Origin of the sequence: Sphingopyxis sp. 113P3 (assembly GCF_001278035.1) — a bacterium.
Taxonomy (GTDB): domain Bacteria; phylum Pseudomonadota; class Alphaproteobacteria; order Sphingomonadales; family Sphingomonadaceae; genus Sphingopyxis.
Genome location: NZ_CP009452.1, coordinates 3059291 through 3083590, shown reverse-complemented (window position 1 = coordinate 3083590; position 24300 = coordinate 3059291). Strand labels below are relative to the sequence as shown.

25 protein-coding genes, 1 tRNA gene and 1 pseudogene are annotated in these 24300 nt (G+C 63.4%); 14 read left to right on the top strand and 13 right to left on the bottom strand.

Annotated elements, in window-relative coordinates; translation table 11 throughout:
* Positions 1-18: 18 nt before the first annotated feature.
* The 6 genes from LH20_RS14950 to LH20_RS14925 all read right to left on the bottom strand — a co-directional run bounded on the left by LH20_RS14950 (position 19) and on the right by LH20_RS14925 (position 5758).
* Positions 19-1407 (bottom strand): S41 family peptidase, encoded by a 1389-nt coding sequence (locus LH20_RS14950; RefSeq protein ID WP_053554910.1) that lies wholly within the window; start codon positions 1405-1407, stop codon positions 19-21.
* A 99-nt stretch (positions 1408-1506) separates the two neighbouring features.
* The gene (locus tag LH20_RS14945; RefSeq protein ID WP_235526993.1) at positions 1507-2721 is read right to left on the bottom strand and encodes a murein hydrolase activator EnvC family protein; all 1215 of its coding nucleotides are present in this window, start codon (positions 2719-2721) and stop codon (positions 1507-1509) included.
* Positions 2718-3146 carry a 23S rRNA (pseudouridine(1915)-N(3))-methyltransferase RlmH gene (locus tag LH20_RS14940; RefSeq protein WP_053554908.1) on the bottom strand — a complete coding sequence of 143 codons (429 nt, stop codon included), beginning with the start codon at positions 3144-3146 and terminating at the stop codon, positions 2718-2720. Before LH20_RS14940 ends, LH20_RS14945 begins: the two co-directional genes overlap by 4 nt.
* Positions 3147-3178: 32 nt before the next feature.
* Entirely contained in the window at positions 3179-3577 is a 399-nt protein-coding gene (rsfS, locus tag LH20_RS14935; RefSeq protein WP_053554907.1) for a ribosome silencing factor, read from the bottom strand.
* A complete protein-coding gene (locus LH20_RS14930) occupies positions 3574-4227 on the bottom strand; it encodes a nicotinate-nucleotide adenylyltransferase (RefSeq protein ID WP_053554906.1) in 654 nt (217 codons plus the stop codon). Before LH20_RS14930 ends, rsfS begins: the two co-directional genes overlap by 4 nt.
* 247 nt (positions 4228-4474) lie before the next feature.
* Positions 4475-5758 (bottom strand): glutamate-5-semialdehyde dehydrogenase, encoded by a 1284-nt coding sequence (locus LH20_RS14925; protein ID WP_053554905.1) that lies wholly within the window; start codon positions 5756-5758, stop codon positions 4475-4477.
* Between the two features lie 78 nt (positions 5759-5836).
* On the opposite strand from LH20_RS14925, the gene LH20_RS14920 reads away from it, so the two are divergent.
* From LH20_RS14920 to LH20_RS14900, 5 genes are all read left to right on the top strand, one after another.
* Positions 5837-6922 carry a DUF3667 domain-containing protein gene (locus LH20_RS14920; RefSeq protein ID WP_053554904.1) on the top strand — a complete coding sequence of 362 codons (1086 nt, stop codon included), beginning with the start codon at positions 5837-5839 and terminating at the stop codon, positions 6920-6922.
* Between the two features lie 31 nt (positions 6923-6953).
* Positions 6954-8585 (top strand): alkaline phosphatase D family protein, encoded by a 1632-nt coding sequence (locus LH20_RS14915; RefSeq protein WP_053554903.1) that lies wholly within the window; start codon positions 6954-6956, stop codon positions 8583-8585.
* 167 nt (positions 8586-8752) lie between these two features.
* A complete protein-coding gene (locus tag LH20_RS14910) occupies positions 8753-8968 on the top strand; it encodes a hypothetical protein (protein ID WP_053554902.1) in 216 nt (71 codons plus the stop codon).
* 93 nt (positions 8969-9061) lie between these two features.
* Entirely contained in the window at positions 9062-9388 is a 327-nt protein-coding gene (locus tag LH20_RS14905) for a DUF1801 domain-containing protein (protein ID WP_083455440.1), read from the top strand.
* Positions 9389-9397: 9 nt separating this feature from the next.
* On the top strand, positions 9398-9802 hold the full coding sequence (locus tag LH20_RS14900; RefSeq protein ID WP_053554900.1) for a DUF1801 domain-containing protein: 405 nt from the start codon (positions 9398-9400) through the stop codon (positions 9800-9802).
* 63 nt (positions 9803-9865) lie between these two features.
* Here the strand turns inward: LH20_RS14900 and LH20_RS14895 are convergent, their stop codons facing one another.
* From LH20_RS14895 to LH20_RS14885, 3 genes are all read right to left on the bottom strand, one after another.
* Positions 9866-10285, bottom strand: coding sequence for a hypothetical protein (locus tag LH20_RS14895; protein ID WP_053554899.1), 420 nt, complete (start codon positions 10283-10285; stop codon positions 9866-9868).
* A 205-nt stretch (positions 10286-10490) separates the two neighbouring features.
* Positions 10491-10973, bottom strand: a complete 483-nt coding sequence (gene bfr / locus LH20_RS14890) for a bacterioferritin (protein WP_053554898.1) — start codon at positions 10971-10973, stop codon at positions 10491-10493.
* A gap of 96 nt (positions 10974-11069) precedes the next feature.
* Positions 11070-11243 carry a (2Fe-2S)-binding protein gene (locus LH20_RS14885; RefSeq protein WP_053554897.1) on the bottom strand — a complete coding sequence of 58 codons (174 nt, stop codon included), beginning with the start codon at positions 11241-11243 and terminating at the stop codon, positions 11070-11072.
* A 181-nt stretch (positions 11244-11424) separates the two neighbouring features.
* On the opposite strand from LH20_RS14885, the gene purS reads away from it, so the two are divergent.
* Positions 11425-11655 carry a phosphoribosylformylglycinamidine synthase subunit PurS gene (gene purS / locus LH20_RS14880; RefSeq protein ID WP_053554896.1) on the top strand — a complete coding sequence of 77 codons (231 nt, stop codon included), beginning with the start codon at positions 11425-11427 and terminating at the stop codon, positions 11653-11655.
* A gap of 19 nt (positions 11656-11674) precedes the next feature.
* Positions 11675-12340, top strand: a complete 666-nt coding sequence (gene purQ, locus LH20_RS14875; RefSeq protein WP_053554895.1) for a phosphoribosylformylglycinamidine synthase subunit PurQ — start codon at positions 11675-11677, stop codon at positions 12338-12340.
* Here purQ and LH20_RS14870 read toward each other — a convergent pair.
* Positions 12302-12703 (bottom strand): hypothetical protein, encoded by a 402-nt coding sequence (locus LH20_RS14870; protein ID WP_053556303.1) that lies wholly within the window; start codon positions 12701-12703, stop codon positions 12302-12304. The two genes, purQ and LH20_RS14870, sit on opposite strands and share 39 nt — an antisense overlap.
* 5 nt (positions 12704-12708) lie before the next feature.
* Positions 12709-13494 carry a queuosine precursor transporter gene (locus tag LH20_RS14865; RefSeq protein ID WP_053554894.1) on the bottom strand — a complete coding sequence of 262 codons (786 nt, stop codon included), beginning with the start codon at positions 13492-13494 and terminating at the stop codon, positions 12709-12711.
* Positions 13495-13566: 72 nt separating this feature from the next.
* Here LH20_RS14865 and LH20_RS14860 point away from each other — a divergent pair.
* Positions 13567-13643: transfer RNA gene (locus tag LH20_RS14860), tRNA-Arg, on the top strand.
* A gap of 209 nt (positions 13644-13852) precedes the next feature.
* On the opposite strand, the gene LH20_RS14855 is transcribed toward LH20_RS14860, so the two are convergent.
* A complete protein-coding gene (locus LH20_RS14855; RefSeq protein WP_200905386.1) occupies positions 13853-14308 on the bottom strand; it encodes a carboxymuconolactone decarboxylase family protein in 456 nt (151 codons plus the stop codon).
* A gap of 172 nt (positions 14309-14480) precedes the next feature.
* On the opposite strand from LH20_RS14855, the gene LH20_RS14850 reads away from it, so the two are divergent.
* A complete protein-coding gene (locus LH20_RS14850) occupies positions 14481-15380 on the top strand; it encodes a sigma-70 family RNA polymerase sigma factor (protein ID WP_200905499.1) in 900 nt (299 codons plus the stop codon).
* Between the two features lie 72 nt (positions 15381-15452).
* Positions 15453-16222, top strand: a protein-coding gene (locus LH20_RS23020; RefSeq protein WP_144423492.1) for an IS5 family transposase whose coding sequence is annotated in 2 segments (ribosomal slippage) — positions 15453-15768 and positions 15768-16222 — 771 coding nt in all. Because the reading frame shifts where the segments join, the coding sequence is not laid out codon by codon here.
* Positions 16223-16526: 304 nt separating this feature from the next.
* On the opposite strand, the gene LH20_RS14835 is transcribed toward LH20_RS23020, so the two are convergent.
* Entirely contained in the window at positions 16527-19256 is a 2730-nt protein-coding gene (locus LH20_RS14835; protein WP_083455439.1) for a protein kinase domain-containing protein, read from the bottom strand.
* Between the two features lie 231 nt (positions 19257-19487).
* Between LH20_RS14835 and LH20_RS14830 the strand changes: the two genes are divergently transcribed.
* The 4 genes and pseudogenes from LH20_RS14830 (at position 19488) to LH20_RS14810 (ending at position 23250) form a co-directional block, all read left to right on the top strand.
* Positions 19488-19982 carry a hypothetical protein gene (locus tag LH20_RS14830; protein ID WP_144423588.1) on the top strand — a complete coding sequence of 165 codons (495 nt, stop codon included), beginning with the start codon at positions 19488-19490 and terminating at the stop codon, positions 19980-19982.
* Between the two features lie 285 nt (positions 19983-20267).
* The gene (locus tag LH20_RS14825) at positions 20268-21071 is read left to right on the top strand and encodes a hypothetical protein (RefSeq protein WP_144423587.1); all 804 of its coding nucleotides are present in this window, start codon (positions 20268-20270) and stop codon (positions 21069-21071) included.
* A gap of 452 nt (positions 21072-21523) precedes the next feature.
* Positions 21524-22281: pseudogene (locus tag LH20_RS23015) on the top strand (IS5 family transposase).
* A 21-nt stretch (positions 22282-22302) separates the two neighbouring features.
* Positions 22303-23250, top strand: coding sequence for an OmpA family protein (locus LH20_RS14810; RefSeq protein WP_053554889.1), 948 nt, complete (start codon positions 22303-22305; stop codon positions 23248-23250).
* The last annotated feature ends 1050 nt before the right edge of the window (positions 23251-24300 follow it).

The window sequence follows — 24300 nt, the reverse complement described above, 5'->3', positions numbered from 1 at the left end:
ACGACTCCGCCGGCTGCGTCAGTTGCGGCGCGCCGGCTTGGCGGCGGCCTTTGCAGTCTGAGCCATGCGCGGGGGCACCGGCGCCACGCGCCCGATCGTTTGCAGCGCATAATGGAGCTGGAAATCTTCGATCCCCTTCGCCTTCAGCTCTTCGGCCGTCGCGGTGAAGCGCGGATCGGGCTTTTCGTCGCTTTCGATCAAGCTGTTGTCGACCTTTTTCTCGTTGATCAGGTGACGGCGCAGGTCGCTCTCGCGGAAGGACGGGCGGTTCTTGTAATCGGGGTCCGAAAGCTGCGGTACGCGAATGTCGGGCTCGATGCCGCCTTCCTGCACGCTCCGGCCCGATGGCGTATAGTAGCGCGCGGTCGTCAGACGGAGCGCGGTGGTGTCGGTCAGCGGCAGGACCGTCTGCACCGATCCCTTGCCGAAGCTGCGCTCGCCCATCACCACGGCGCGATGCTGATCCTGAAGCGCCCCGGCAACGATTTCCGAGGCTGACGCCGATCCCGCATCGATGAGCACGATCACCGGCGCGCCGCCAGCCTGGTCACCGGGCTTGGCAAAATAGCGTTCGATATCGCCCTTGCGGCGCCCGCGCTGCGAAACGATCTCGCCGCGATCGAGGAAGAGGTCGCTTACCCCCACGGCTTCGTCGAGCAGCCCGCCGGGATTCGACCGGAGGTCGAGCACCCAGCCGCGCGGCGTGTGGCCAAGCGATTTTTGCACCGCGATCATCGCCGCCTTGAGATCGGTGGTGGCATCGGCCGAGAAACTGCTGATGGTCAGCACACCGACCCCGTCCTTGACTTCCCATTTCACGGGTTTGAGGTCGATGATCTCGCGCGTCAGCGAGAGCTCCATCGGCTTGTCCTGGCCTTCGCGAACCACGGTGATATCAATCTTTGTTCCCGGACGGCCGCGCATCTTTTCGACGGCCTCATCGAGTGTCATGCCGAAGATGAGCTGCTTGTCGATGTGGGTGATATAGTCGCCGGCCTTGATTCCAGCGCGGTCGGCAGGCGTGTCGGCGGTCGGCGCGATCACCTTGACGACCCCATCCTCCATCGTCACCGAGAGGCCGAGCCCGCCATATTCGCCGTCGGTCTGGGTCCGAAGGTTCGAATAGTCGCGCGCGTCCAGATAGCCCGAGTGCGGATCGAGGCTGGCAAGCATGCCATTGATAGCGCCTTCGATCAGCTTGTCGTCGCTGACCGGTTCGACATAATTGGCCTTCACCTCCATGAACACGTCCATGAAGCGGGAAATCTCGTCGGTGGTCGACGCGTCGACGGTCGCCATTGCGCCGGTAGCCAGCGGCACCAGTGCGAGTGTGCTCAGCGCAGCGGCACCTTGCCAAAGGGCAAAGCGGCGCCGGGGTGAAGCGGCGGTCTTGGTCGGTTCGATCATTGGCGTCTTTCGTGTCCTCGCGGGAACTCTCCCGCCCTTATAAACCCCGGCGCGCCATCCTCCAATGCATTTGAAGCGGCGTCAAGCATGCGCCGGGCGTCACCCGAGCATGGCGGCGACGTCCACAGGGCGGCCTGCGCGGCGCAGCTCGACAGTGATGCGGCTGTCGCCGGACCCGGCGCGCCCCACCGGTGTCCCGGCGTCGAGCGTGTCGCCAACCCCCACCGACAGCGCGATCATCCCCGTCAAAAGCGATGTCCAGCCTCCGCCATGATCGATGATGACGATCTTGCCATAACCGCGATAATCGCCCGCGAAACTCACCCTTCCGGGCGCGGGGGCGACGACCTGGCCGCCGGGGCGCGCGGCGATGGTAATCCCGCGCGAGCGCACCCCGCTGTCGTTTACCTCCCCGAGACCCTCGACGATGCGACCGACGACCGGCAGGCGATAAGCGCCGCGGCTCATCTCGGCGGCAGGGGCAGCGACCGCGGCAGCGGCAATTTCGGCGCTGGCCGGATTGCGCGGTCGCGGAAGCGGTCCCGCAAGCTGCGCGAGCTCGGCCCGTACTGCGCTATCGGCCTCGAGCGAATCCATCAGCTCGACGATGTCGCGGGCCTTCTCCCCCAGTCCGAGTGCGCGGTCGGCCTCCAGCCGGGCGCTGCTCATCAGATCGCGGGCGCGGAGCCGCCCCTCATTTTCGAGCCGGGTCAACTCATCGCGTCGCACGGCGAGTTCGGCCTTGCTCGCGCCAAGCGCCTTCAGTGCGATCGCTTGCTGCTGCTGCACGGTGCGAAGCTCTGCTAGCTCGCGGCGCACTCCGGCCGTGCGTCTGCGGATCACCGGCATCACCGCATCGAGCACCGCGCGGGCGTGTACCATGTCGCGGAGCGATCCCGGCTGCGCGAGCACCGTCACCGGGGGCTGGCGGGTGAGGTGCTGAAGCGATGCGGCAAGCTCGAGCAGGGGTTGCTGCTGCTCGGCGAGCGCGGCCTGTTGTTCGGCAAGGCGCCGGCTTACAAGGGCGACGCGCGCTTCGCCTGCGTCGATATCGGCCTCGGCCGCCTGAATCCGCGCGGCGAGCGCTGCGCTGCGCTTCCTGAGCCGATCGGCTGCGTTGGTCGCCTTTTGCGCCTGGGCTTCGAGCGCGCCGCTGCGCGCCATGGCTTCGGCCGACTGCTCTTTGGCGCTCAGAAGCTGCGCGCGCTCGCGCGCCGCGATCGCCGCCGGATCGAAGATATCGCTCTGGGCAAGAGCGAGCGCGCCGCAGAGGGTTGCAGCGAGCGCAGCGGCCATGCCGAGCGCGCGCCTCACTGGCGTCCCTCGCGGTGGTAGGGGTGGCCCGCAATGATGCTCGTCGCGCGCCACAATTGCTCGGCGAGCATGGCCCGGGCCATCAAATGGGGCCAGGTTGCGCGCCCGAAGGCGATGACCTTGTCCGCTCCCTGGCGCTCCTCGGGGGTGAAACCGTTAGCGGCGCCCAGGCAGAAGCGCGCCTCGCGCACGCCTGCGTCGCGCCAGCTTTCCAGCAATTTGGCAAATTCGAGCGAGGACATCTGCTCGCCCCCCTCATCGAGCAGGACCGTGCGGCTTTGGTCCTGAGGCGCAGGAACGCGCCCGCCGGAATCGGGAAGCTCTGATATCTTGTGCGCCCAGCTCACGCGCTTCATGTAGCGCGCGACCAATTCGGCTTCGGGGCCGCGCCCGATGCGCCCGCGCGCGATGATGTGCAGCAACATGTCCGCCGCCTAACCTTTAGGCGGCGAACAGGTCAATTCGCGGCGGCGACCGGCGGCGCGTCGCCGAACGACCACATGCGCTCGAGGTTGTAGAAGCTGCGCACCTCGGGCCGGAACAGGTGGACGATCACATCGCCGGCGTCGATCAGCACCCAGTCCGCATTGGGCAGACCCTCAACGCGGACATTGCGCCCGGCCTCCTGCTTGATTCGCTGCGCGAGCTTGTCGGCGATCGCCGAGACATGGCGCGTCGAACGACCGCTTGCGATCACCATATGATCGGCGATGCTGCTCTTGCCGGCGAGCGGGATGGAAATGGTTTCCTGGGCCTGATCTTCCTCGAGCTGGTGGAGGATCAGCGCGTGGAGCGCGTCCACGCTGTCGTTTGCGGGTGCGGCGCCGGGCGCGGCATCCTTTCTGGCGGATATCAAGCGGGTCCTTTCCTTTTGCCATCACGCAGGCGCGAATGGGTCAGCGGGTCGCGAAAGCGGCGACCTGCATAGCGTTCGAACCAGCGGGGATTGGCCTGCCGTATAGCGGTTGCGGATCGCACGTCGGGCGAAAATCGCAGGAACACGAGGGCAGGCGGTCTCCAGTCCGTCCAATCAGCTTTCTGGTCCGCGGGCCGGACGAAGCGCCGGAGCCAGCCCATCGCCTCAGCGGCGTGGGTGCGACCATTATAGCCCGGGCGGGCGATCACCGCAATCGGCATCAAGCGTGCGATTCCGCGCCAATCGCGCCACCGGGGCAACTGGGCCAGATTGTCGGCCCCCATGACCCAGATAAAGCGGCGATTCGGATAGCGGCGTATCAGCGCCCTCAGCGTGTCGATGGTGTAGCGCGTGCCGAGCTCAGCCTCGATAGCGGTCGGGCGGATCGGCGAGCGCCGCGCCATGCGCTGCGCCGAGGCAAGCCGCGCCGCGAGGGGCGCCATCCCGGCGGCCGACTTGAGGGGATTGCCGGGAGAAACGAGCCACCAGAGCTCATCAAGATCGAGGGCATCGATGGCGTCGAGGCTGATCGCGCGGTGCCCACCATGCGCGGGGTTGAAGCTGCCGCCAAGAAGGCCGGTCGTGATCATGGGGCAGGCCGCCAATCGCTTCGCTCCTGCTGCACGCGCACGATCCCCATTCCATCGGCTTCGGCTTGATAGCCCGGGAGAAGCGGCGTTCCTCGAACCCGCGACTTGTGCAGCAGCCCATGGCCGAGCGCCGGGCGGGTACGAGGCTGTTCGGGCAAGAAATCAGGGGCGTCGTAAGCTGCAGAAGACGTATGAATGGCGAACCCTCGATCGGCCGCCTTAAAAAAGTCCTCTCGAGACAAGCGATTCAAGGCCGGGTCTGGCCGCTTCCCCGCACCAGCCACTTGTAGGTCGTCAGCCCTTCGAGCGCGACCGGTCCCCGTGCGTGGAGTCGCCCTGTGGCAATGCCGATCTCGGCGCCCAAGCCGAATTCTCCGCCGTCGGCGAACTGGGTCGAGGCATTGTGCATGACGATGGCGCTGTCGACCTCGGCGAGAAAGCGTTCAGCGGCGCCTGGGTCTTCGGTCACGATCGCATCGGTGTGTCGGCTCGAATGGGCGTCGATATGCGCGAGTGCCCCCTCCACCCCGTCGACAGCCGCGATCGAGACGATCGCGTCGAGATATTCGCAATCCCAGTCGTTCGCGCTCGCGGGTGTAACGTGCGGGCTGAGTGCCGCGATGGTCGGGTCGCCGCGAACCTCGCATCCTGCCCCGATCAGCGCGTCAACGACGGCGCGCGGCTCGGCATAGGCGCGGTCGATCAGGATCGTCTCGGTCGCACCGCAAATCCCGGTTCGGCGCATCTTGGCGTTGACCGCGAGCGCTACTGCCCGATCGGGATCGGCGGCGGCGTCGATATAAAGATGGCAAATGCCGTCGAGGTGGGCGAGCACGGGGACGCGTGCTTCATCCTGCACGCGCGCGACCAGTCCCTTCCCGCCGCGCGGGATGATGATGTCGACAAGGCCCTGCGCGCGCAGCAGCGCTCCCACCGCAGCACGGTCCTGCGTCGGCACGAGCTGCACGGCATCGGCGGGCAGCTCGGCTTCGGCCAGTCCGGCAGCGAGGGCTGCGTGGATCGCGCGGTTCGAATGCACGGCCTCGCTGCCGCCGCGCAGGATCACCGCATTGCCCGACATGAGCCCGAGCGCTGCGGCATCGGCCGTGACGTTGGGGCGGCTTTCATAGATGATCCCGATCACACCGAGCGGCACGCGCACGCGGCTCAGCACCATGCCGTTGGGGCGCGTCGTGCGGTCGATCTCGGCGCCGACAGGGTCGGCCAGGGCGGCGACGGCTTCGACTGCGTCGGCGATTGCGCCAAGGCGGCCCGCATCGAGCCGCAGACGGTCGAGCATTGCCGAGGTCAGCCCGTTCGCCTCGCCCGCCGCCATGTCGCGGGCATTGGCGGCGAGGATCTCGGCCTCGCGCGCGCGAAGTTCGGCAGCGGCTGAGCGCAGGCCGCTTGCCTTCCTGTCGGTCGGCGCGACCGCCATGCGTTTGGCGGCCGCCCGCGCCCGCGCGCCCATGTCGGCGATCAGTGCGTCGGCGTCGGAAACCGGTGGATGGATCAGCGTCTCGGTGGTCATGGCCTTTGCCCTATCACGCTTTGGCGCGGCGACGAAAGCCCCGTTGCGTGCCGCGGCGCCGCGCTTTAGGCAGGAGCCATGAGCGGGGATATCGAAGGTATTGGTGCGGCGGTGACCGCGGGATTGGCAGCCCGCGCGGTCGAGCCGCGGCACGGCAGCGCGGCGCACGCGCACGCGGGGCAACGCTGTCTCAACTGCGGGACGACCTTGGCGGGCTCGCATTGCCACCATTGCGGCCAGCGCGCCGATGTGCACCGCACCTTCAGCGCGATCGGTCACGATCTCGTCCATGCGATCTTCCATTTCGAGGGCAAGCTATGGAATACGCTGCCGTTGCTCGCGTGGCGGCCCGGCGATCTCACGCGCCGCTATATCCACGGCGAGCGCGCGCGGTTCATCTCACCCCTTTCCCTGTTTCTGTTTGCTGTCTTCCTCACCTACGCCGTGCTCTCATTCGTCGGCAGCGGTTCGCCGGGTAAGGGCTTTCAGGAGATGGTGACGAGCCAGACCGAAGCGAGCGCGGCGCGCGCGAGGCTTGAACATGAAGTCGAGGCGATCGACACTCAGCTCGCCAAGAACAATATCACCGAGGAGCAGCGCAAACTGCTCGGCGAGCAGCGTCAGACGCTGATGATGAGCGCTGAATATCTTGGCCTTCTCGACCATGCCGGAACGCCAGGCGAAGGAAAGGAAACCGCCGAGGGGCGCTTTGCGCGCGCCGAGATCAGCACCGGCGTTGCCTTCCTCGATCATGGCATCGCCAAGGCGCAGGCCAATCCTGGTCTGATGCTCTACAAGGTGCAGGCGAACGCTTACAAGTTCGCCTGGGCGCTGATCCCGCTGTCCTTGCCTTTCCTGTGGCTGCTCTACCCGTTCAGCCGGCGCTTTCACACATATGACCATTTCGTCTTCGTCACTTACTCGATCAGTTTCATGCTGCTCTTGTTTGTCGCGGTGCGCCTGTTCGTGATGACGCCAGTGGCGGGTTGGGTGACGACCTTTGCCGTCTTCTACGTTCCCTTTCACATGTATCGCCAGCTGCGCGGCGCCTACCGCTCATCGCGGATCGGGGCGCTTGCGCGCACCTCGCTGCTTCTGGTTTTCGCCCTTGTGGCCGTAACCTTGTTCGTGGCGATGTTGCTGGCGCTGGGAGCGATGGGATAGCCGGCCTTCCGGCACAGAGGGGAGAGATGCGATGCACGCGCTGTGGGCGGAGATGGACCGGCGCCAGCTGATCGGGCTTGGCGCTGCGGGGCTCGCGGCGCTGTCGCTTCCGGGTGCGGCCGCCGCGATGATGGCACAGGGCTTCACCCATGGCGTGGCAAGCGGTGAGCCAGGTCCCAATTCGGTGCTGCTCTGGACGCGTTATGCGGCGCCCTCCGACACCAGGCTGATCTCCGAGATATCGGAAACCCCGGACTTTTCGTGCATTGCGGGGGGCGGAGAGGTCGCCGCGACGGGCGAGCGCGATCATGTCGCGAAGATCATTGTCGACGGGCTGCAGCCGGGCCGCTGGTATTACTATCGCTTCATCGCGCCCGACGGCACGCGTTCGGCGACCGGCCGGACGCGGACGCTACCCGCGGGGCCGACCGCGGCCTTCCATCTCGCGCTCTTCTCGTGCGCCAATATGCCGTTCGGCTGGTTCAACGCCTATGCTCACGCCGCGGCGCGCGCAGACATCGACCTGGTCGTTCATGCGGGCGATTATCTCTACGAATATAAGGTCGGCCAATATCCGGCGCTCCGCGAGGCAGTTCCTGGCCGTTCGGTTCAGCCCGATCAGGAACTTGTCGCGCTCGCCGACTACCGCCTGCGCTACGCTGCGTATCGCGCCGACCACGATCTTCAGCGGCTCCACCAGCTGTTTCCGATGATCGCGCAGTGGGACGATCATGAGTTCGCGAACGACACATGGCGAAATGGCGCACAAAATCATCAGCCGGATGAAGGGGAATGGAGCGCGCGGGTCGCGGCCGCCGAGCGCGCCTATCGCGAATGGATGCCGGTCGCCGAACGCCGCTGGCGACATTATGAGATCGGTGACCTGGCGACGATTTTCCTTCCCGAAACGCGGATCAGCGGTCGAGATGAGCCATTCAGCATCGGGCGCATTGGGCGGGATGCAAGTGATCCCGCAGCGGCCCTGCGCGAGTTTGGCGACACGCAATACCGCGATGCCGCGCGTCAGATGCTGGGCGTGCAGCAGGAAAAATGGCTGACCGATGGGATCCGCGCTTCGGTCCGGGCCGGCAAATATTGGCAGGTCTGCGCGCAGCAAGTGCTGATGGGCACCATTTTCAGTCCGCCCGAATCGGCAAACTGGTTCGGTGCGGACGCGCCAGACTATGTCGTCGAGCGGATCAAGGCCGCGCAACTGGGCACGGCGGCAGGCCTGCCCTTTAATTTCGACGCCTGGGACGGCTACCCCGCGGCGCGCGCCCGGCTGCTGGGCGCGGCGCAGCAGGCGGGGGCAAATTTCGTCTCGCTCGCGGGCGACAGCCATAATGGTTGGGCGTTCGACCTGCCGCACGACGACCGTCCCGCCGGAATCGAGGTGGGCGGACACAGCATCTCCTCGCCGGGGATCGAGGCGGCTGTGAAAGGGGTGAGTGATGCCGATCGCGTCGCCGCGCTCCGCCGCTCGTCACCGCAGCTCCGCTGGGCCAACACCGAGCGGCGCGGCTACACCAGCATCCGGCTCACGCCCGAGACTTTGACCGCAACATGGCATCTATTGAGCACGGTGCGAGAGCGCTCGCTGGCGCTCGCGGGGACGCACAGCATGGCGGTGCAGCGCGGGCGCAACGCTTATGATGCCGGCTGACCCAAAGCGATCGCGCGAGGCTCGCTCTCGCGCACAAAGATATGGGGTTCCAGCCTGACGGGAAAACCGCCTATCATGGCGAGGGGTCCCATATGCCCATAGGCTAGCCGCGCTCGGCGATGAGACCATGCGGGTCCGGGGGCATGGCCCCTGCAGGAGAGGGACAGTTGAACTGGAACAAGGCAGTCCGCCAGATACATCGCTGGCTCTCTATTCTCTTCGCCGCGCCGGTTGCGGGCATTTTCGTCGCACCGGGCCTCGAGGGCGAACCTGGGCCATGGATTTATTATCTCCCTTTGGCGCCGCTCGCGCTGATGATGCTCACCGGGATGTGGATGTTCATCCGTCCCTATGCGGCGCGCTCGCCGCGAACGGAGCGATAGCATGGCGGACAAGGCTCCAAAGCTGCTCTCGGGGGCAACCCGCAAATCCCGAAGGGCGACGGCGATGCGCCGGTCGAGGCCTATATCGCGGCGATGCCCGGCTGGAAGCACGCGGCCGGAAAAAGGCTCGACGCGCTGATCGACAAGACCGTACCGGACGTGAAAAAAGCGGTGCGGTGGAACTCGCCCTTCTACGGCGTGGAAGGGAAGGGCTGGTTTGTGAGCTTCCATTGCTTCACGCGCTATATCAAGGTCACCTTCTTCAAGGGCGCAAAGCTCCGTCCGCCACCGCCCGTCGGGTCGAAGGACCCCGATGCACGCTATTTCCATATCCACGAGGATGAAGAAATCGACGAGGCGCAGGTGAAAAGCTGGCTGAAGCAGGCGGCGGCGATTCCTGGCTGGATCCCCGGAAAATAAGGAAGAAAGATGAGCGAAATCGAGGATGCAGTTCGGCTTATCGACGAAAAGATCGCCGCGCTGGATGGCTGGCGTGGCGACATGCTTGCCAGGATGCGGGAGCTGATCAAAGAGGCCGTGCCCGAGGTGATCGAGACCGTCAAATGGCGCAAGCCGTCGAACCCCCAGGGCGTCCCCGTATGGGAGCATCACGGCATTTTGTGCACCGGCGAAACATACAGGGACAAGGTCAAGCTGACCTTCGCGCGCGGAGCGTCGCTCGATGATCCCCACGGGCTGTTCAACGCAAGCCTCGATGGCGGCACGCGCCGGGCGATTGATCTGCGGGAAGGCGACCGGATCGACGAAGCGGCGTTCAAGGCGCTGGTGCACGCGGCAGCGGCGGCGAACGCCGCCGCTGCGCAGCGGAGATAGGCTGCAACAGGCGGCAGACGCCAGCCCCATGCCTGGCCGCGGGAATGAGGGGTGTGCCGCGGCCTAAGCGCGCCCAGCTCTTTGCGCGCTCAGGAAATTGTCGAGCGCTGCGAAGAGCAGACCACGCGCATCCTCGCTCAACATTTCGGCGGTGAGCCGATCGAAGAGCGCGCGGTCACCCTGGCTTACCGCCCCGAGCATCGCTCCAAGCAGAGCCTCGTCGTAGGTGAGACGCGGGCAGCAGGGCGGGGCGACAGCGAAGGGGTCGGGCCAGACGTCGCCGATCGCTACGAGCGCCAGCTGGAAACGCCGCGCCGCAGCCTCAGCCTCCCAGCGCCGCTCGAGCTCGGGCTGGGGGTCGCGCCCCGTGCGGCGACAGGCGATACAATGGCGCAGCGCCAGAACCGCCTGCGCGGCCCGGGCCTCAAGGTCGCGGACCAGCGGTTGTTCGATCAATCGTTGCACGATTGTGCCACCAGTCATCGGTGCTCCCGAAAAATATGGGCCCGCGATCGGCCGTTCCCAGCGGGTTCCTAAAAAGATGCCGGCCGCCGCGCGGGCGCAGCAGCCGGCAGGAGGGGACTGCAAGGAAATGCTATTGCGACTTAGTAGCAAATACAAGCGAAAAAGAGAGGCACCGTGCAGCGCCTCTCTTATGAGCCGAAAATTGTCGCTCTTTCGCTTGAAATCAATCGTCGCTGGCGGGCTTCGACTGGAGCTGGATATAGTTTTCGATGCCCATGCGCTCGATCATGTCGAACTGTTTTTCCAGTTCGTCGACATGCTCCTCCTCGCTTTCGAGGATGTGGGCGAAGAGCTCGCGGCTGACATAATCGCGAACGCTTTCCGCATGGGCAATTGCGTCCTTGAGCAGGGGAATGGCCTCTTCCTCAAGCGCCAGGTCCGCTTTCAGAATCTCCTCGACCGTCTCGCCGACGCGCAGCCGGCCGAGCATCTGGAAATTGGGCAGTCCGCCAAGAAACAGGATGCGGTCGGCAAGCTGGTCGGCGTGCTTCATCTCGTCGATCGACTCGTGTCGCTCGAACTCGGCCAACCGTTTGATGCCCCAATTGTCGAGCATCCGGTAATGAAGCCAATATTGGTTGATCGCGGTCAGTTCATTCTTCAGCGCTTGGTTGAGGAAATCGATGACCTTTTCGTCGCCCTTCATTGCCTTGTCCTGTTCTGTGTCTTGGGTGGGAGGCGGCATTATACCCGCCCCGACCCAAGGAGGCCAAGGATGAATATGGCTGAATTTCGAGGAAAATCAGGCCGTCGCGGCAACGTCGCTGATGATATTGCGAGCGAATGACAGGCATTGGCCGCATTTGGGTTTGCGACCCAGTTGCGCATAGGCGGCCTTGGCGCTCCGCAATTGGCCGTTCTTCGCGACGTCGCGCAAATCGCTTTCTCTTATTGCGTTGCAGACACAGACGACCATATGCGAATCCTTCTCAACAACTTCCGTCTAGGGATAGTGCGACCGATTCGCAACAAGAAAGATGCGAGTGGTTCGCAATCCGGGAAAAGGATATTTTCGCGGGCCTCGCCCTTGCCCGCGGAGTGATTCGCGGGCATAGGCGCGCCCATCGTCCCCGCGCCCTCTCGCAAAGGTTTGCTTCATGAAAGTCCAGGTCTACGTGACGCTCAAACCGGGGGTTCTCGACCCGCAGGGCAAGGCGATCCATCATGCGCTGGAGGGATTGGGCTTCAGCGGCGTCAGCGACGTGCGCGCCGGCCGCTTCATCGAACTCGAGGTCGCCGACGGGGTCAGCGATGCCGATCTCGACGCCATGTGCGCGAAGCTGCTGGCCAATACCGTGATCGAGAATTACCGGATCGAGCGGGCCTGAGCGGCCAGGGAGACACGCCATGAAGACCGCCGTCATCGTCTTTCCCGGTTCCAACTGCGACCGCGACATGGCGGTCGCACTCGAGCGTGTCACCGGTCGCGCGCCGGCCATGGTCTGGCACCGCGAAACCGCGCTTCCGGACGGCACCGACTTCATCGCTCTGCCGGGGGGCTTCTCCTACGGCGATTATCTTCGCTCGGGGGCAATGGCCGCTCGCTCGCCGATCCTGCGGAGCGTTGCCGACGCCGCAGCGCGGGGCGTGCCGGTGCTCGGGGTTTGCAACGGCTTCCAGGTGCTGACCGAGGCGGGGCTGCTTCCCGGTGCATTGATGCGCAACGCGGGGCTCAATTTTGTGTGCCGCACTGTGCCGCTCACTGTCGAGAACAGCCAGTCGCTGTTTACCGCCGGCTACAGCGCGGGCGAGGCGATCGACATTCCGGTTGCGCACCATGATGGCAATTATTTCGCCGACGCCGCGACGCTCGACCGGATCGAGGGCGAGGGGCGCGTGGCGTTTCGCTATGCCGCTCCGGTCAATGGCTCGGCGCGTGACATTGCGGGCGTTCTGAACGATGAAGGCAATGTTCTTGGCATGATGCCGCACCCCGAGCGCGCGATCGATGCCGCGCACGGCGGTACCGACGGGCTACGCCTGTTCGAGGCTGCGCTCGGCGCTCTCGTCTGAAACCGCTATAGGCGCCTCGGTTTTGCAGGTCTGCGTTGCGGCAGGCTGCAGCCACCGGCCGATCAGGAGCAGGACCGTCGGCCAGAACATCGTGTTCCAGATGTCGTGCCAATGCTCAGGATCAGGACGAACGACAGCATGGCTTCGCTCAGCCGTGATGTCGAGCCATTCGCCGCCGCACGCCATCGCGAGCACCGCCAGCCAGGCAACGAGCCAGCCGCCGCGCCAGCGCCAGATCAGCCGGACAACCACAAACAGCGCCATGCCGAAATAGATATGCAAGGCATCCTTATCGAGCGCGCTTGCTGTCACGATCCAGCTTTTGCGCTCCTCGAAGAGCGAGGCAAGTTCAATCAGGGTCATGGAGGTCAAACCTTGGCGCCAAAGGGATTGAAGTCGGTTCCCTCGTCGTACACGTCGACGCCTTCGCGCCGCTTGAGCAAGCCCACCACGGCATAGGTGACGGGCGTGAGAACCACTTCCCATCCCACTTTCATCAGCCAGTTGGTGATCATCACGGTCACGACAAGATGCGTCGGCCAGATGCCCAGGAAGGCGATGGGGTAGAAGAGGAGGCTGTCGAACGCCTGACCGAAGATGGTCGATCCGATCGTTCGCGACCAGAGGTGCTTGCCTCGGGTCCAAAGCTTCATGCGCGCCAAAACGTAACTGTTGACGAACTCGCCCGCCCAGAAGGCCGTGATCGACGCAACGACGATGCGCCAGGTGCTGCCGAACACGCTTTCATAGGTCGCCTGGCAGATGGGTCCTGTTCCCTCGCCGGCCGTCTTCAGCAAAAGAAGGTCCGCGCCTGCGCAGCCCCAGTCGCGGTCGGCGGGCATCGCAACGACGACCCAGCTCATGACAGCCATGAAGATCATCGCGGCAAAGCCGGTCCAGATCACCCGCCGTGCCCGCGCATAGCCATAGACCTCGGTCAGCACGTCGCCGATCACGTAGCTCAGTGGAAAAAACAGGATTCCCGCGCCAAAGGTAACGCTGCCCACAGTCGACAGCTTCGACGCCCCGATGATGTTGCTAAGCAGAAGGATGGCGACGAAAGCCGCCATCACGAGATCGTAATAGCGAAAATGACGTATCTGCCCTGCGCTGACGGGGGCTGGGGAGGACTGGGTCGGCTCGGGGTCTCTCATCGCTACGCTGCTTAACGTGCTTTGCGGTCAGCGCAAACCGCGCTATTCGCCGCAACCGCACAGCCGTGCCGCGCGCCCGTAGCTCAGCTGGATAGAGCACCCGCCTTCTAAGCGGGTGGCCGCAGGTTCGAATCCTGCCGGGCGCGCCACACCGGAAAAAGCCCGGAAATCTAGCATTTCCTGCTGAGGCCGTGCTCGAACAAAAGTGAGAACTTTAGCTGGTAGCTTTGTCCGTCCCGCAATCCAGTGGGGATGGCAGAGAAGGTCCGACCCCGCAGCTTCTGCGTCAGCGCCGGCACTTGGTGCATATGATCCAGTCGTTCGGTGATAGTCTGTCGATCCAATAAGTTTGAGGGTGTCAGGGCTTGGCTTTCACTGGCAAGCGGAATGGCGCACCGAGCCGATTGAAGGCATTCATCGCCGCAATCGCGATCGTCAGATCGACCAGATCGCGCGGCTCGAACGCGGTCGCTGCGGCGGTATAGGCATCGTCCGAAGCATGGGTTTCACCGACCCGTGTCACCTCTTCTGCCCAGGCAAGAGCAGCGCAATATTGCGGTCCGAACAAATGGGGCACTTCGGCCCAGACCGGTAGAAGTACGACCTTGTCGAGCGGCATCGTCTTGAGCAGGTCGCGGGTATGCAGGTCGATGCAATGAGCACACCCGTTGATCTGTGACACCCGCAGGAACACGAGGTGGATCATCTCTTCCGGCAGATTGGTGCCGGTGATGATGTAATGATGCACGCCGAAAAGGGCCTGCGCACCCTTCGGCGCCACTTCATGCCAAACCAGTCGCTTGATCTCATTCATGTCGTCATTCCTTTGCAGCGGCGTCCAATCGACGCTCGCTTGCTCTGACGAGACTGATCGCGCTGATGTGACATGCAGGAACAATTTTTGGATCTGCCCGCGATCATGTCACACTGGGCCCGGCTGGCTCGTCAGAACTGAGGAGCTAAGGAGGTGACGCAAGATGACGAGGATGGAGCGAGAGCAAGCGGCTGGGCAAACGATCGAACAAAGACAGCGCTTGGCTGATTTCCAGCGTGAGCGTAAGCGCCTCGTCCGCCTGGGCTATCGAATGCTCGGCTCATTCAGCGAGGCCGAAGATGTCGTGCAGGATGCTTGGTTTAGATGGGAAAAAGTCGAGGCAGGCATCGACTCACCGGAGGCCTATCTGACGCGGATCGTTACGCGCCTATGCCTCGACCGCCTCAAATCTGCACGCGCACGACGCGAAACCTATGTCGGCCCGTGGTTGCCCGACCCGCTGATGGACTCGGTCGATCCCGATGAACCGATCGCTGATGATATCACGGTCACACTGATGCTCGCGATGGAGCGCCTGTCGCCGCTGGAGCGGGCTGCTTTCCTTCTCCACGACGTTTTTGACATCGCGTTGAGCGACATTGCCGTGACGCTGGGCCGCGAGCCGGCAGCGGTGCGCCAACTCGCCTCACGCGCCCGCAAGCATGTGCAGGCGGCACGACCACGCTTCAGCGTCGAAGCGGCTGAGGCAAACCGGATTACGCAAGCGTTCTTCGTTGCCGCTCGCGACGGCGACACTGCCTCCCTTGCCTCGCTGCTTGCCCAAGATGTCGAAATTCACTCGGACGGGGGCGGCAAGGTCCTGGCCTTTCGCAACGTCATTCGCGGCCTTGATCGCGCGCTGCGCCTGTTCGCTGGACTGCGGCGGAAGAATGCACCAACCGCTCAACTGCTGCGCACCGTGGAGATCGACGGTCTGCCCGGCTACATCAGCGTCGATCGCGACCTCGTGCAGACGACCGCACTCGATATACGGGACGGCAAGATTACGGCAGTCTACATCGTTCGGAACCCCGACAAATTACGGCACCTGACAGGCGACATGATCGCCTAGGCGGTAAACTCATAAACTGAGTTGCGCGAGGCGGCAGTGATTGATTCAAGGCTCGGGAAAGGAGTCTTGGAGATGCGTCGCCGTTTTGAGCTGACAGATTTCGAATGGTCTGTGATCGAGCCGCTGCTTCCGAACAAGCCGCGGGGCGTGCCACGTGTGGATGATCGCCGGGTGATCAACGGGATATTGTGGCGGTTCCGCACAGGCAGCCCCTGGGCGGATATTCCGGAACGCTATGGTCCACACACCACCTGCTACAATCGCTTCGTGCGCTGGCGCAAAGCCGGTGTGTGGGATCGGCTGCTGACGGCAGTTTCCCATGCCTTCGACGGCGAGTTGGTGATGATCGACAGTTCCTCCATCCGGGTCCACCAGCACGGTGCGACCTTAAAAAGGGGGACCCAAATCGCTGCATGGGACGTTCCCGCGGCGGTTTGACGACCAAGATCCACGCACTGGTTGATGGACGAGGCCTGCCGATCCAGCTGCACTTGTCCGAAGGACAGGCGAGCGATTGCAAACAAGCTGATCCGCTGCTCGGCGCCGTGCCGGAAGGCAGCACCTTCCTCGCCGACAAGGCCTATGACAGCGACGCCATCCGCGCGCGGATCACAGCACAAGGCGGCTTCGCCAACATTCCCGCCAAGCGCAATCGCAGGCAGGGCTTTGTGTTCAGCACCTTCCTCTACCGATATCGCAACCTGATCGAACGCTTCTTCGGAAAACTCAAACACGCCAGAGGCTTGGCCACCCGATACGACAAGCGAGCCGACAACTTCCTCGCCGCCATCAAGCTCTTCTCAGCACGCCTCTGGATCAACGCTTATGAGTCCACGGCCTAGTATCGAACTACTGACGCGCCGCTGCTGCATGACGCAGAACGGTTGCTCTTGAGATCGCATAAGTCACCTCCGAAACGGCTGAATTTGGGCGCGAGGCTGTCGTTGTCGTTAGACCTCCCGTGCTACACGACGATCACCCAGTTCTCATCTTCATCATCTTTGGTGCACCATACCGCCGGAAGCGCGGAAAACCCCCATTCATGGCGAGGCATTCCCGAACAAAAGAGAGAACTTCTGTACTGGCTTTCAGCGAGCCGGCGTATCTCGCGATCGGTTTCAGATCGGCGGCGGGGAGGGGTCAGTCCTAATGCAGAGACCTTTGCAGGGCGACCACTCGATTCTTCACGAACAGGTCTTGGGTAGTTTTCAATGGCCCGTTGGCAGCATCAAACAGCGTTCGTGCACGGTTCCGGTTTCCTCGTCCGAGCGCGATTTCTGCTAGCGCGAGATCGACCAGGGCGCTAAAGTTCTGGTCGCCGATCAGTTGCGCGACCTTCTCGCGGTCAACGCCGCGCAGCAGAGATTCCGCGTCATCGAAGCGCCGCATCTGGATGAAACAGTCCGCGAGGGCCGCCTCAACCGCATCTTCCATCGCGCCACGACCCGCCATATCCTGCCGCAGCGCGGCCAGCGCCGCGCTGATATTGGCGGAGCCTGCCGCAAGCTGTCCCGCGCGGCATTGCGATATGCCTGTATCAGCGCGGCCCGCGACCGCCGCGAAGGATGATGGACCGTCCTTTTGTGAGGCGGCGCGCCAGACGCGCTCGCCATCCGCCGCCGCATCGGAATAGCGGCCTGCCGAGCCGAGCGCCTGCTGACGGGCCGACAGCAACAGGAGCGTATGGCGATGATCGCGTCCGAGCCGCTGTTCCATCACCGGAAGCAGGGCATCGAGCGCGGTGATGACCTCGCCATAGCGTTGCTGCACGAGCAAGGATTGCGCGAGGTTCAAACGCAGCAACAGCGTGTCGGGATGATCGGCCCCGGCAAGGCGGGTCATCCTGTTCACCAGCGGACGGAACGCGCGTTCGGCTTCCGGTCCCTCGCCAAGCCGCAGCAGGCTGAAGGCATGGCGTTGCCCGAAATTCACGATCTGGCGCTCGGAGAATGTGTCGGGGAGTCGCCGCGCCGCCTGATAGGCGCGCGCGTAATGCCCCTGCGAGGCGGGCACATCCTCTCCCGCCAGCGCGATCATTCCGAGCGCGGAATTGAGCCAGACCGACGTTTCAGGCGCATCTATGCCTCGCGCTGCGATGGTCTGTTGCGCCGCCGAGACGAGGGCGCGCGCGCGATCAAGGCTGCCCGCTTGGGTTGAAAGCGCGAGCGCGCCTGCGTGTTGCAGCCGCGCGTTGACGGCCTCTGCGCTGTCGCCAAGCCCAGCCTGCCGATAGCTGGCGTCGGCGGCGGCATAGTAGCGGAAGGCGTTGGCGAAATCCGACCGAAGGTCGAATGCCCGCGCCAGCGTTGCATAGAGATAGGCCGCGACTTCGGGCCGGTCGCGGAACCGCTGCGCAATCGTCCCGCCCGAGCGGGTGATCGCCTGCACCAGCGTTTCTTCGGCGGCGCCGGCGCGCGCCGGATCGACACTCGCCAGCACATCTTCGGCAAGAAAGCGGTAGCTCGCTTGCGAAAGCTGCCCCGCCTTTACCGCCTCGTTGCGCTGATAGAGCGCCACGCCCGCAAGAGTCGAGGTCGCGAGCAACCCGACCGCGAGGCTCGCCATAGCGGCGCGCACCCACGGGCGGCGCACGGCGCGGCGTTCTTCGAGCCGCTGTTGTTCGGCGAGGAAGGCAGCGCGCCTGGCTTCCTCGGCGGCGTCCTGCCGCCGCTGGTCAAGCCGTTCGATACGTTCGGCCAGTTCGCTTGCGCTTGCCAGCCTGCGCAGCGGATCGCCCTCGGCGGCTTGCCGGATGTCGTCGCGCAACAGCGGGTCGGCGATATTGTCTTCCCAGCCGGGCGCAAGCGCCTTGCCGAAATCCCCCACCGCCAACTGGTAGAGAATGAGCCCGAGCGCATAGATATCGCTCTTGACCGTCGGCATCGCGTCGCCGGTCAGTTCGGGCGCGCGATAGGCGAGCGTGCCCGAACGCGGCTCGTCTTTGCCAAGGTCGGCATCGAGCGAGCCGGGATTGGTGATCTGGAAGCTGTCGAGCGCCGTGTCATCGAGCAGCCGCCCGCTGCCGAAATCCGCCAGCTTGACAGCGCGGTCATCCTCGTAGTCACCGATCAGGATATTGGCGGGCTTCAAATCCTTGTGCAGCACGCCAAGCCCGTGAACATCCGCGACCGCCCGCGCGATCCGCGCGGCGATAGTCAGCCGCTCTTCGAGCGCAATTGCCGCAAACCCGCCCGCATCATTCGCCCATGCGATCAGGTCACGCCCGCCATAGGCATATTCGAGGAAATAAGGTGAGGCGTCGAAATTCCATTCCAGCAGCGCGGGCAATGGCGCGCCTTTCCCGAGTCCCGCGAAGACGACGCGCGCGAGCGCGGCTTCGCGCTTGAGCGCGCGCAGCTTGTCGGGCGCATCGGCGAACTTGAACACGCGGCGTTCGCCCGTCTTGTCGTGGCTGGCGAGCCAGACATCCTCGGCACCCGTATCGCCAAGCGGTGCCGCAAGCCGCCATTGCTTGCGTCCCGGCACGGCGTCGCCCGCCGCGAAGGTAAAGCGGGGCGCGAGCGGCGATTCGATGCTTTTGATCCTGACCGAGCAGGTCAGGCGGTAGCCCACGCGCGGCACGGTCTCGATGATATTGTCCTGCCGTTCGCCCAGCGCCTTGCGCAGCTTGGAAATGGCCGTGGGCAGCGAACCTTCGACCACGGCCACGCCCGGCCAGACCGCATCGAGCAGTTCGTCCTTGGTGACGACCTCGCCCGCACGCAACAGCAGTTCGTGCAGCACTTCAAGCGGCTTGCCTTCGAGCGCCACCGCCTGCCCCTCGACGCGCAGCGCCCAGCTCGCCTCGTCGAACTCGGCACCCGCGAATTGCCACAATCGCCTGCGCCGCCGCGAAGATGAAGTGTGCCCGTGCATGCGTTCCCCCCAGTCACGGCTTTAGAAATTCTTGAGAACGCCATCAAGACTTGCGCGGCGTCGCCGCGATAACCCGCAATTGATTACCGGATCGGCACTTTCCTCGCCCCAAGGGCTGAACGCCGAAAGGGGAGATAAATTATGAGTTCATTCTACCACCGACGCGATGAAAGCCGTGACACGATATTCCACGTCACGCCTGCGCCTTATCCGGGGGAGGCCGTCCCCAATTTGCTGTTCTGGGGTGGGGTTATCCTGATCGTCTTCGGCCTGCCGATGATGATCATCCTGATCGGATTCCCATTCGTCATCATTGGCGTGATCGCCGTCTTGCAGGGCCGTAAGCGCAAACGTCTGTGGCTGGCCGAAAATGCAAGCCGCCAGCCCAAGAATATTCGTGTCGATGCGACAGGCGTGACGGTCGATAGCCACACTTACGGCGCGGCTGACATCGTCGAATTTTCTGTCACCCATCAGAGCGCCGGGCCGGGGACGGTCCGCTACGAGCGCATAACCACTGCAGGGGGCGCGATAGGCGCGAGTCTGCGCGACAACACCGAGAATGCGCAGGCGCATGTCGGTTATCAGGCCAGCCTTCGCCTGCGTTCTGACAGCAGGCCCATCGTCTTGATGAGCGGTCTGACGGAGCAAACGGCAAGCGCCCTGATTCAAGACCTTTCTGATGCTCTGACCCGTGCGAGGCAAGCCGCTGAAGCCAACGCCTGAATTTCAATCAAAGAGAGGAAATCGAGCATGCCTACCGTATCCTGCATCATGCGCGGCGCCGCCACCCTTGCTCTTGGAGCTGTCGCAGCGACCGGGTGCGGCTCGCAGTCCGCGACGGGCGATAGCGCGAATGCCACCACTCCGGCGAAAGGCGACGCGATGAACGCGGTTGCCTTAGCGCAGCCGGCGCAAACTGCGCCCGCCGCTGCCTCGCAGACGGCCTTGCCGATTGCGCAAGGACTCTACATCGCCGATTATTCACGGAGTTGTTCGGCAGCCACCGAATTGTTCTTCTATGACGGAAGAAGCATTGGCTACATCCAGCAGGCGCTGCCTGGCAACAATATGAACAGCCCGCGCGATGCCTCGGTCGAAATGCACACCATTCGTCGGACCGGCACGGCAGCTCGCGGCAGCAAGGAATATGAGGCTGATCTGACAGGCTTCACGCGCATCTGGTTGACCGACGATATTGTGTCGAACGCCGGATTCCCAATTGAAGCCAGGGGCGTCAAGCCGACCCGTGAGGGGGAATTTGTCATGCGCGAGGGGAGTATGAGCGCGCGGCAAATGGAATATGACGACACGACATACCGGAAATGCGCCTTGCCGCAGCTTTCATCACAGATGCAGGCGACAGTACGGCAGTTCCGTCCGCAACTGGCCAGCGGTGCCGCGCCGCAGGCCAGCGCAAGCGCGCAGACGCCGGGTACAGTCACTTCCCTGCCCATCGAGAAGGGCTATTGGGCGATAGACATGAGTTGCGCGCAGGCGATCCGCCAAGCCGATCCCGACGGCCTCCCCGACGATATACCGTTCGAGCATCTTGACGAGAAAATCGATTACCTCGGTGAACTCGCGGTGAAGCGATACGAGGCTTTGGGCGGCAACCGCTATCGCCTGCATGGACGGGCGTCATATGGCAATGGCGAACCGATCGAGGTTCCTTCCAGGACGGACATTATCGTCAACAGCCGCACCAGCTTTACCGCGACATCGAACGACAGCATGGGCAGTTCCATCACCCGATATACCCACTGCCCGACCTCGCAAATACCCAGCGCGATTCGTGAGATATTCGAAGGCTGATAGGCTTTGCCATCGGTAAGCGGACCCATTCGGCGCGGGCCTTAGCCAGCCTTCGCCACCGCGATCGCCCAGTTCTCATCTTCATCATCTTGGGCGCGCCATTCTCGAACTGTCCAGCCCTGACACAAAGGTCGTCTAATTGCGGACACCATTCTCGGTCTCCGGTTCTGTCATGCTCGACGTGCCCGTTTGCGGCGACCTGAGTGGGTTGCGAGACGATTGGTTCTCTACACCAGCTATGGCTTTGACCCACTACCGTCCAATGGCTTACGGCTTTTCTGCCCATGGCGACAGCTGGGACGCCATGTCCCCGATGAGATGATGGCTCCCTGTCAACAAGGAAGGAAAATGATGCGCTCGAAGATGACTAGGGTCCAAACTCAATCAGCCTCTTGAAAATCGGCGTGTACATTGATTCAGGGAGTCTCCACTGAAGCAGGAGGCTGTTGGAGATGTCGCGTTCGTTGTTCTGGCTGTCGGATGAAGCATGGCGGGCGATCGAGCCCCACCTGCCGAAGAACCAGCCCGGAGCGCGGCGGGTCGATGATCGCAGGGTGATCTCGGGCATCATCCACATGCTCAAGTGTGGTGGCCGCTGGGCGGACTGCCCGTCCGAATACGGCCCTTCGACGACGGTCTACAATCGCTGGAACCGGTGGAGCCGCCGCGGCATCTGGACGCGCATCCTGGCGGCGCTGACCGAGCAAGGCTGGATCGCGGAGACCGGCCAGATCGACAGCAGCTACATCAAGGCTCACCGCTCTGCCGGTGGCGCAAAAGGGGGGCGCGGGCCAATGCCATTGGCATCTCGCGTGGAGGCAGGACAACGAAGATCCACGCGCTTGTCGATGTTCTCGGAAGACCACTGCGCCTCGTCCTGACGCCCGGCAACACATCTGATGTGAAAGGCGCAGACCTACTGATCGGTGAAACTATCGGCATGAAGCGGGTGATCGCCGACCGTGGCTACGACGCGAACCGCATCAGGGCCGCCTTACGAGAGCAGGGCACGATCCCGGTGATCCCCGGACGGCGCAACCGCAAGCGCCCGATCCAGTATGACGAACGCCGCTACAAGGACCGCTGGCGGGTCGAGGCCATGTTCTGCCGCCTCAAGGACTTCCGCCGCATCGCTACTCGTTACGACAAGCTCGCCCGCAACTTCCTATCCGCCGTAAGCCTCGCCGCTGCCGTCGCCTTCTGGCTGTGATTGAGTCTCGACCCTATAATCATGCTGTCAGCGGCTCTATTGGCGGGCTGCAAGCAGAATCCAGAAGGCGCGTCATCGGAATACAAAGTCTCCTCTGTCGAAGCGGGTTCTCAGGTTGCTCCCTATGACGAGGCTCAGGACGCGGGCAAAACGACCGGCTTCGACATCGAAAGCATTCCAGTGTCTGACGCACCGCTTGGCGACTTCCCCTATTTCAGCTTGCCGGATGGCTATACGAGCGAACGACGCGACTCGTTCACCAAGGATTTTGCGCGCTTTCCCTTTTGGGTGAAAGGCGCTCCGGTCTGGGTGGAAGGGAAGTTCTTCGGAGCTACCTTTGTCCCCGTCGAAGGCAAGGAGATGTCGGAGTTCGAAGTGAAGAAGAACTTCGAGAGCATGATCACCCAGCTCGGCGGGGTCAAGCTGTCCGAAGAAAGGATCCCCTATGACACCGTCAAGAGCTGGGGCGAGGAAATCACTATGGGATTTCTGGCCGGCTTGGGGGACGTCTACAATGTCCCGGCCACGACCTTCGTCCTCCGTCGCGATGGCGGAAACGTCTGGGTTCACCTTGTCACCAACAGCGCCCAGGGTTGGTACATTGTGGGCCAGGAAAAAGCGTTCGAGCAGAGCGCATCGCTGTTGCCCGCATCTTCTCTGAAGGATGCGATCGACAAGCATGGCAAGGCCGTGGTGCATGTCAATTTTGCGACGAACGCCAGCGCGATTCTTCCCGCTTCCCAGCCTCAAGTCGATGCAATCGCTGCGCTACTCAAACAGGAAGGCAGCCTGAAGCTGGCGATCAACGGCCATACGGATAATTCGGGCTCGATCGAGCGCAACCGCAAGCTTTCGGAAGAGAGAGCAGCGGCGGTGAGAGCCGCGCTCATTACGTCCGGAATCGACGCCAAGAACGACACAGCTGATGGCAAGGCGAAGAACCGGCGGGTGGAGCTTGTGAAACTATGATCCTGCGCGCAGGTGACGGCTACCAGCCAGCATCGCCGCCGAGCCTGTCCATCTCGCGTTCAAAACAGGAGGCGGATTGACTTGCGCGGGCCCAACCGGGAGGAACAAGAGAGGCCGCCGAGCTTCTCGAAGGGGCAACCCACAGACAATCGGAGGCGGAGTATGCGGAGAACGAGAAAAGCGATCACTGTTCTAGCCGGACCTTTGTTGCTCTGCGCTGGCCAATCTGCAGCGCAAGCACCGAGTCCGTCTGATGCCGCAGAAACAAGGGCGAGGCCGCTTACCCTTGCCGAACGGCAGGCTGTATGGTCCAGCAACAAGGTGGAATATCGGCGTCGCATGCTTCGTGACGGTAAGGCCAGCGCTGATCGGTGGCCGGAGCAGCAAGCTCGCGGACAGACACCCGAGCAGCGGGCCAGAACGACTCCTGGCAAAAGCAAGAAAAACTGCAAGAAGGTGCGCTGGGTCAATCGCGCAACTCCCGGTTTTGGCGGGGGGCCAATGACGATGAGCCGTGTTGCAGTGTGCGCAGATTAGATCTGACCGCATCGGTCATAACACCCCGGCAATCCGACGAGCTTGGTTGCAGTGCTGATGTCAGAAACGAGCGGCCGCGGCGCCTGCTCAACAGCCGCTTTTCTGCCCCCCACGGCTAAAGTGGCATGTCCGCAATGGCCACCTTCTGTCGCTATCTCGGCCGGTCGCGCAGACACCATGTCCTCTCCTGACAACAGGATCCGCCGTTCGCCCCATCGCCGGCGAACGGCAGGAATGTCGCAAGTATCGCCCTTTCTGGCCCTCAATCACGGTCTTCAACCACGGCCCGGTTTCGGGTGCCGCATCTAAGCTGCTATGTTCGGAGAAGAGCGCAAAAAATAAGGAACCGCTGGCCCCCGATCTGCCAAGTGATTATTGCCCAGTTCTCATCTTCATCATCCTGGGTGCGCCCCACGGTGAATTCCCAGCACGGATATCCGGCATTGTTGATTGCGGCCACTCCCGAGCAAGAGAGTGAATTATCGTTAATGAGCCCAGGCCCATAGAGGCTGA

What these genes read in the sequence shown, in the direction of transcription:
- LH20_RS14930 (WP_053554906.1), bottom strand. Translation starts at nt 4,227, where the DNA reads ATGATCACGACCGGCCTTCTTGGCGGCAGCTTCAACCCCGCGCATGGT.
- purQ (WP_053554895.1), top strand. Translation starts at nt 11,675, where the DNA reads ATGAAGACCGCCGTCATCGTCTTTCCCGGTTCCAACTGCGACCGCGAC.
- LH20_RS14895 (WP_053554899.1), bottom strand. Translation starts at nt 10,285, where the DNA reads ATGACTGGTGGCACAATCGTGCAACGATTGATCGAACAACCGCTGGTC.
- purS (WP_053554896.1), top strand. Translation starts at nt 11,425, where the DNA reads ATGAAAGTCCAGGTCTACGTGACGCTCAAACCGGGGGTTCTCGACCCG.
- LH20_RS14870 (WP_053556303.1), bottom strand. Translation starts at nt 12,703, where the DNA reads ATGACCCTGATTGAACTTGCCTCGCTCTTCGAGGAGCGCAAAAGCTGG.
- LH20_RS14865 (WP_053554894.1), bottom strand. Translation starts at nt 13,494, where the DNA reads ATGAGAGACCCCGAGCCGACCCAGTCCTCCCCAGCCCCCGTCAGCGCA.
- LH20_RS14920 (WP_053554904.1), top strand. Translation starts at nt 5,837, where the DNA reads ATGAGCGGGGATATCGAAGGTATTGGTGCGGCGGTGACCGCGGGATTG.
- LH20_RS14905 (WP_083455440.1), top strand. Translation starts at nt 9,062, where the DNA reads ATGCCCGGCTGGAAGCACGCGGCCGGAAAAAGGCTCGACGCGCTGATC.
- bfr (WP_053554898.1), bottom strand. Translation starts at nt 10,973, where the DNA reads ATGAAGGGCGACGAAAAGGTCATCGATTTCCTCAACCAAGCGCTGAAG.
- LH20_RS14925 (WP_053554905.1), bottom strand. Translation starts at nt 5,758, where the DNA reads ATGACCACCGAGACGCTGATCCATCCACCGGTTTCCGACGCCGACGCA.
- LH20_RS14835 (WP_083455439.1), bottom strand. Translation starts at nt 19,256, where the DNA reads ATGCACGGGCACACTTCATCTTCGCGGCGGCGCAGGCGATTGTGGCAA.
- LH20_RS14900 (WP_053554900.1), top strand. Translation starts at nt 9,398, where the DNA reads ATGAGCGAAATCGAGGATGCAGTTCGGCTTATCGACGAAAAGATCGCC.
- LH20_RS14950 (WP_053554910.1), bottom strand. Translation starts at nt 1,407, where the DNA reads ATGATCGAACCGACCAAGACCGCCGCTTCACCCCGGCGCCGCTTTGCC.
- LH20_RS14850 (WP_200905499.1), top strand. Translation starts at nt 14,481, where the DNA reads ATGGAGCGAGAGCAAGCGGCTGGGCAAACGATCGAACAAAGACAGCGC.
- LH20_RS14885 (WP_053554897.1), bottom strand. Translation starts at nt 11,243, where the DNA reads ATGGTCGTCTGTGTCTGCAACGCAATAAGAGAAAGCGATTTGCGCGAC.
- LH20_RS14810 (WP_053554889.1), top strand. Translation starts at nt 22,303, where the DNA reads ATGCTGTCAGCGGCTCTATTGGCGGGCTGCAAGCAGAATCCAGAAGGC.
- LH20_RS14915 (WP_053554903.1), top strand. Translation starts at nt 6,954, where the DNA reads ATGCACGCGCTGTGGGCGGAGATGGACCGGCGCCAGCTGATCGGGCTT.
- LH20_RS14940 (WP_053554908.1), bottom strand. Translation starts at nt 3,146, where the DNA reads ATGTTGCTGCACATCATCGCGCGCGGGCGCATCGGGCGCGGCCCCGAA.
- LH20_RS14855 (WP_200905386.1), bottom strand. Translation starts at nt 14,308, where the DNA reads ATGAATGAGATCAAGCGACTGGTTTGGCATGAAGTGGCGCCGAAGGGT.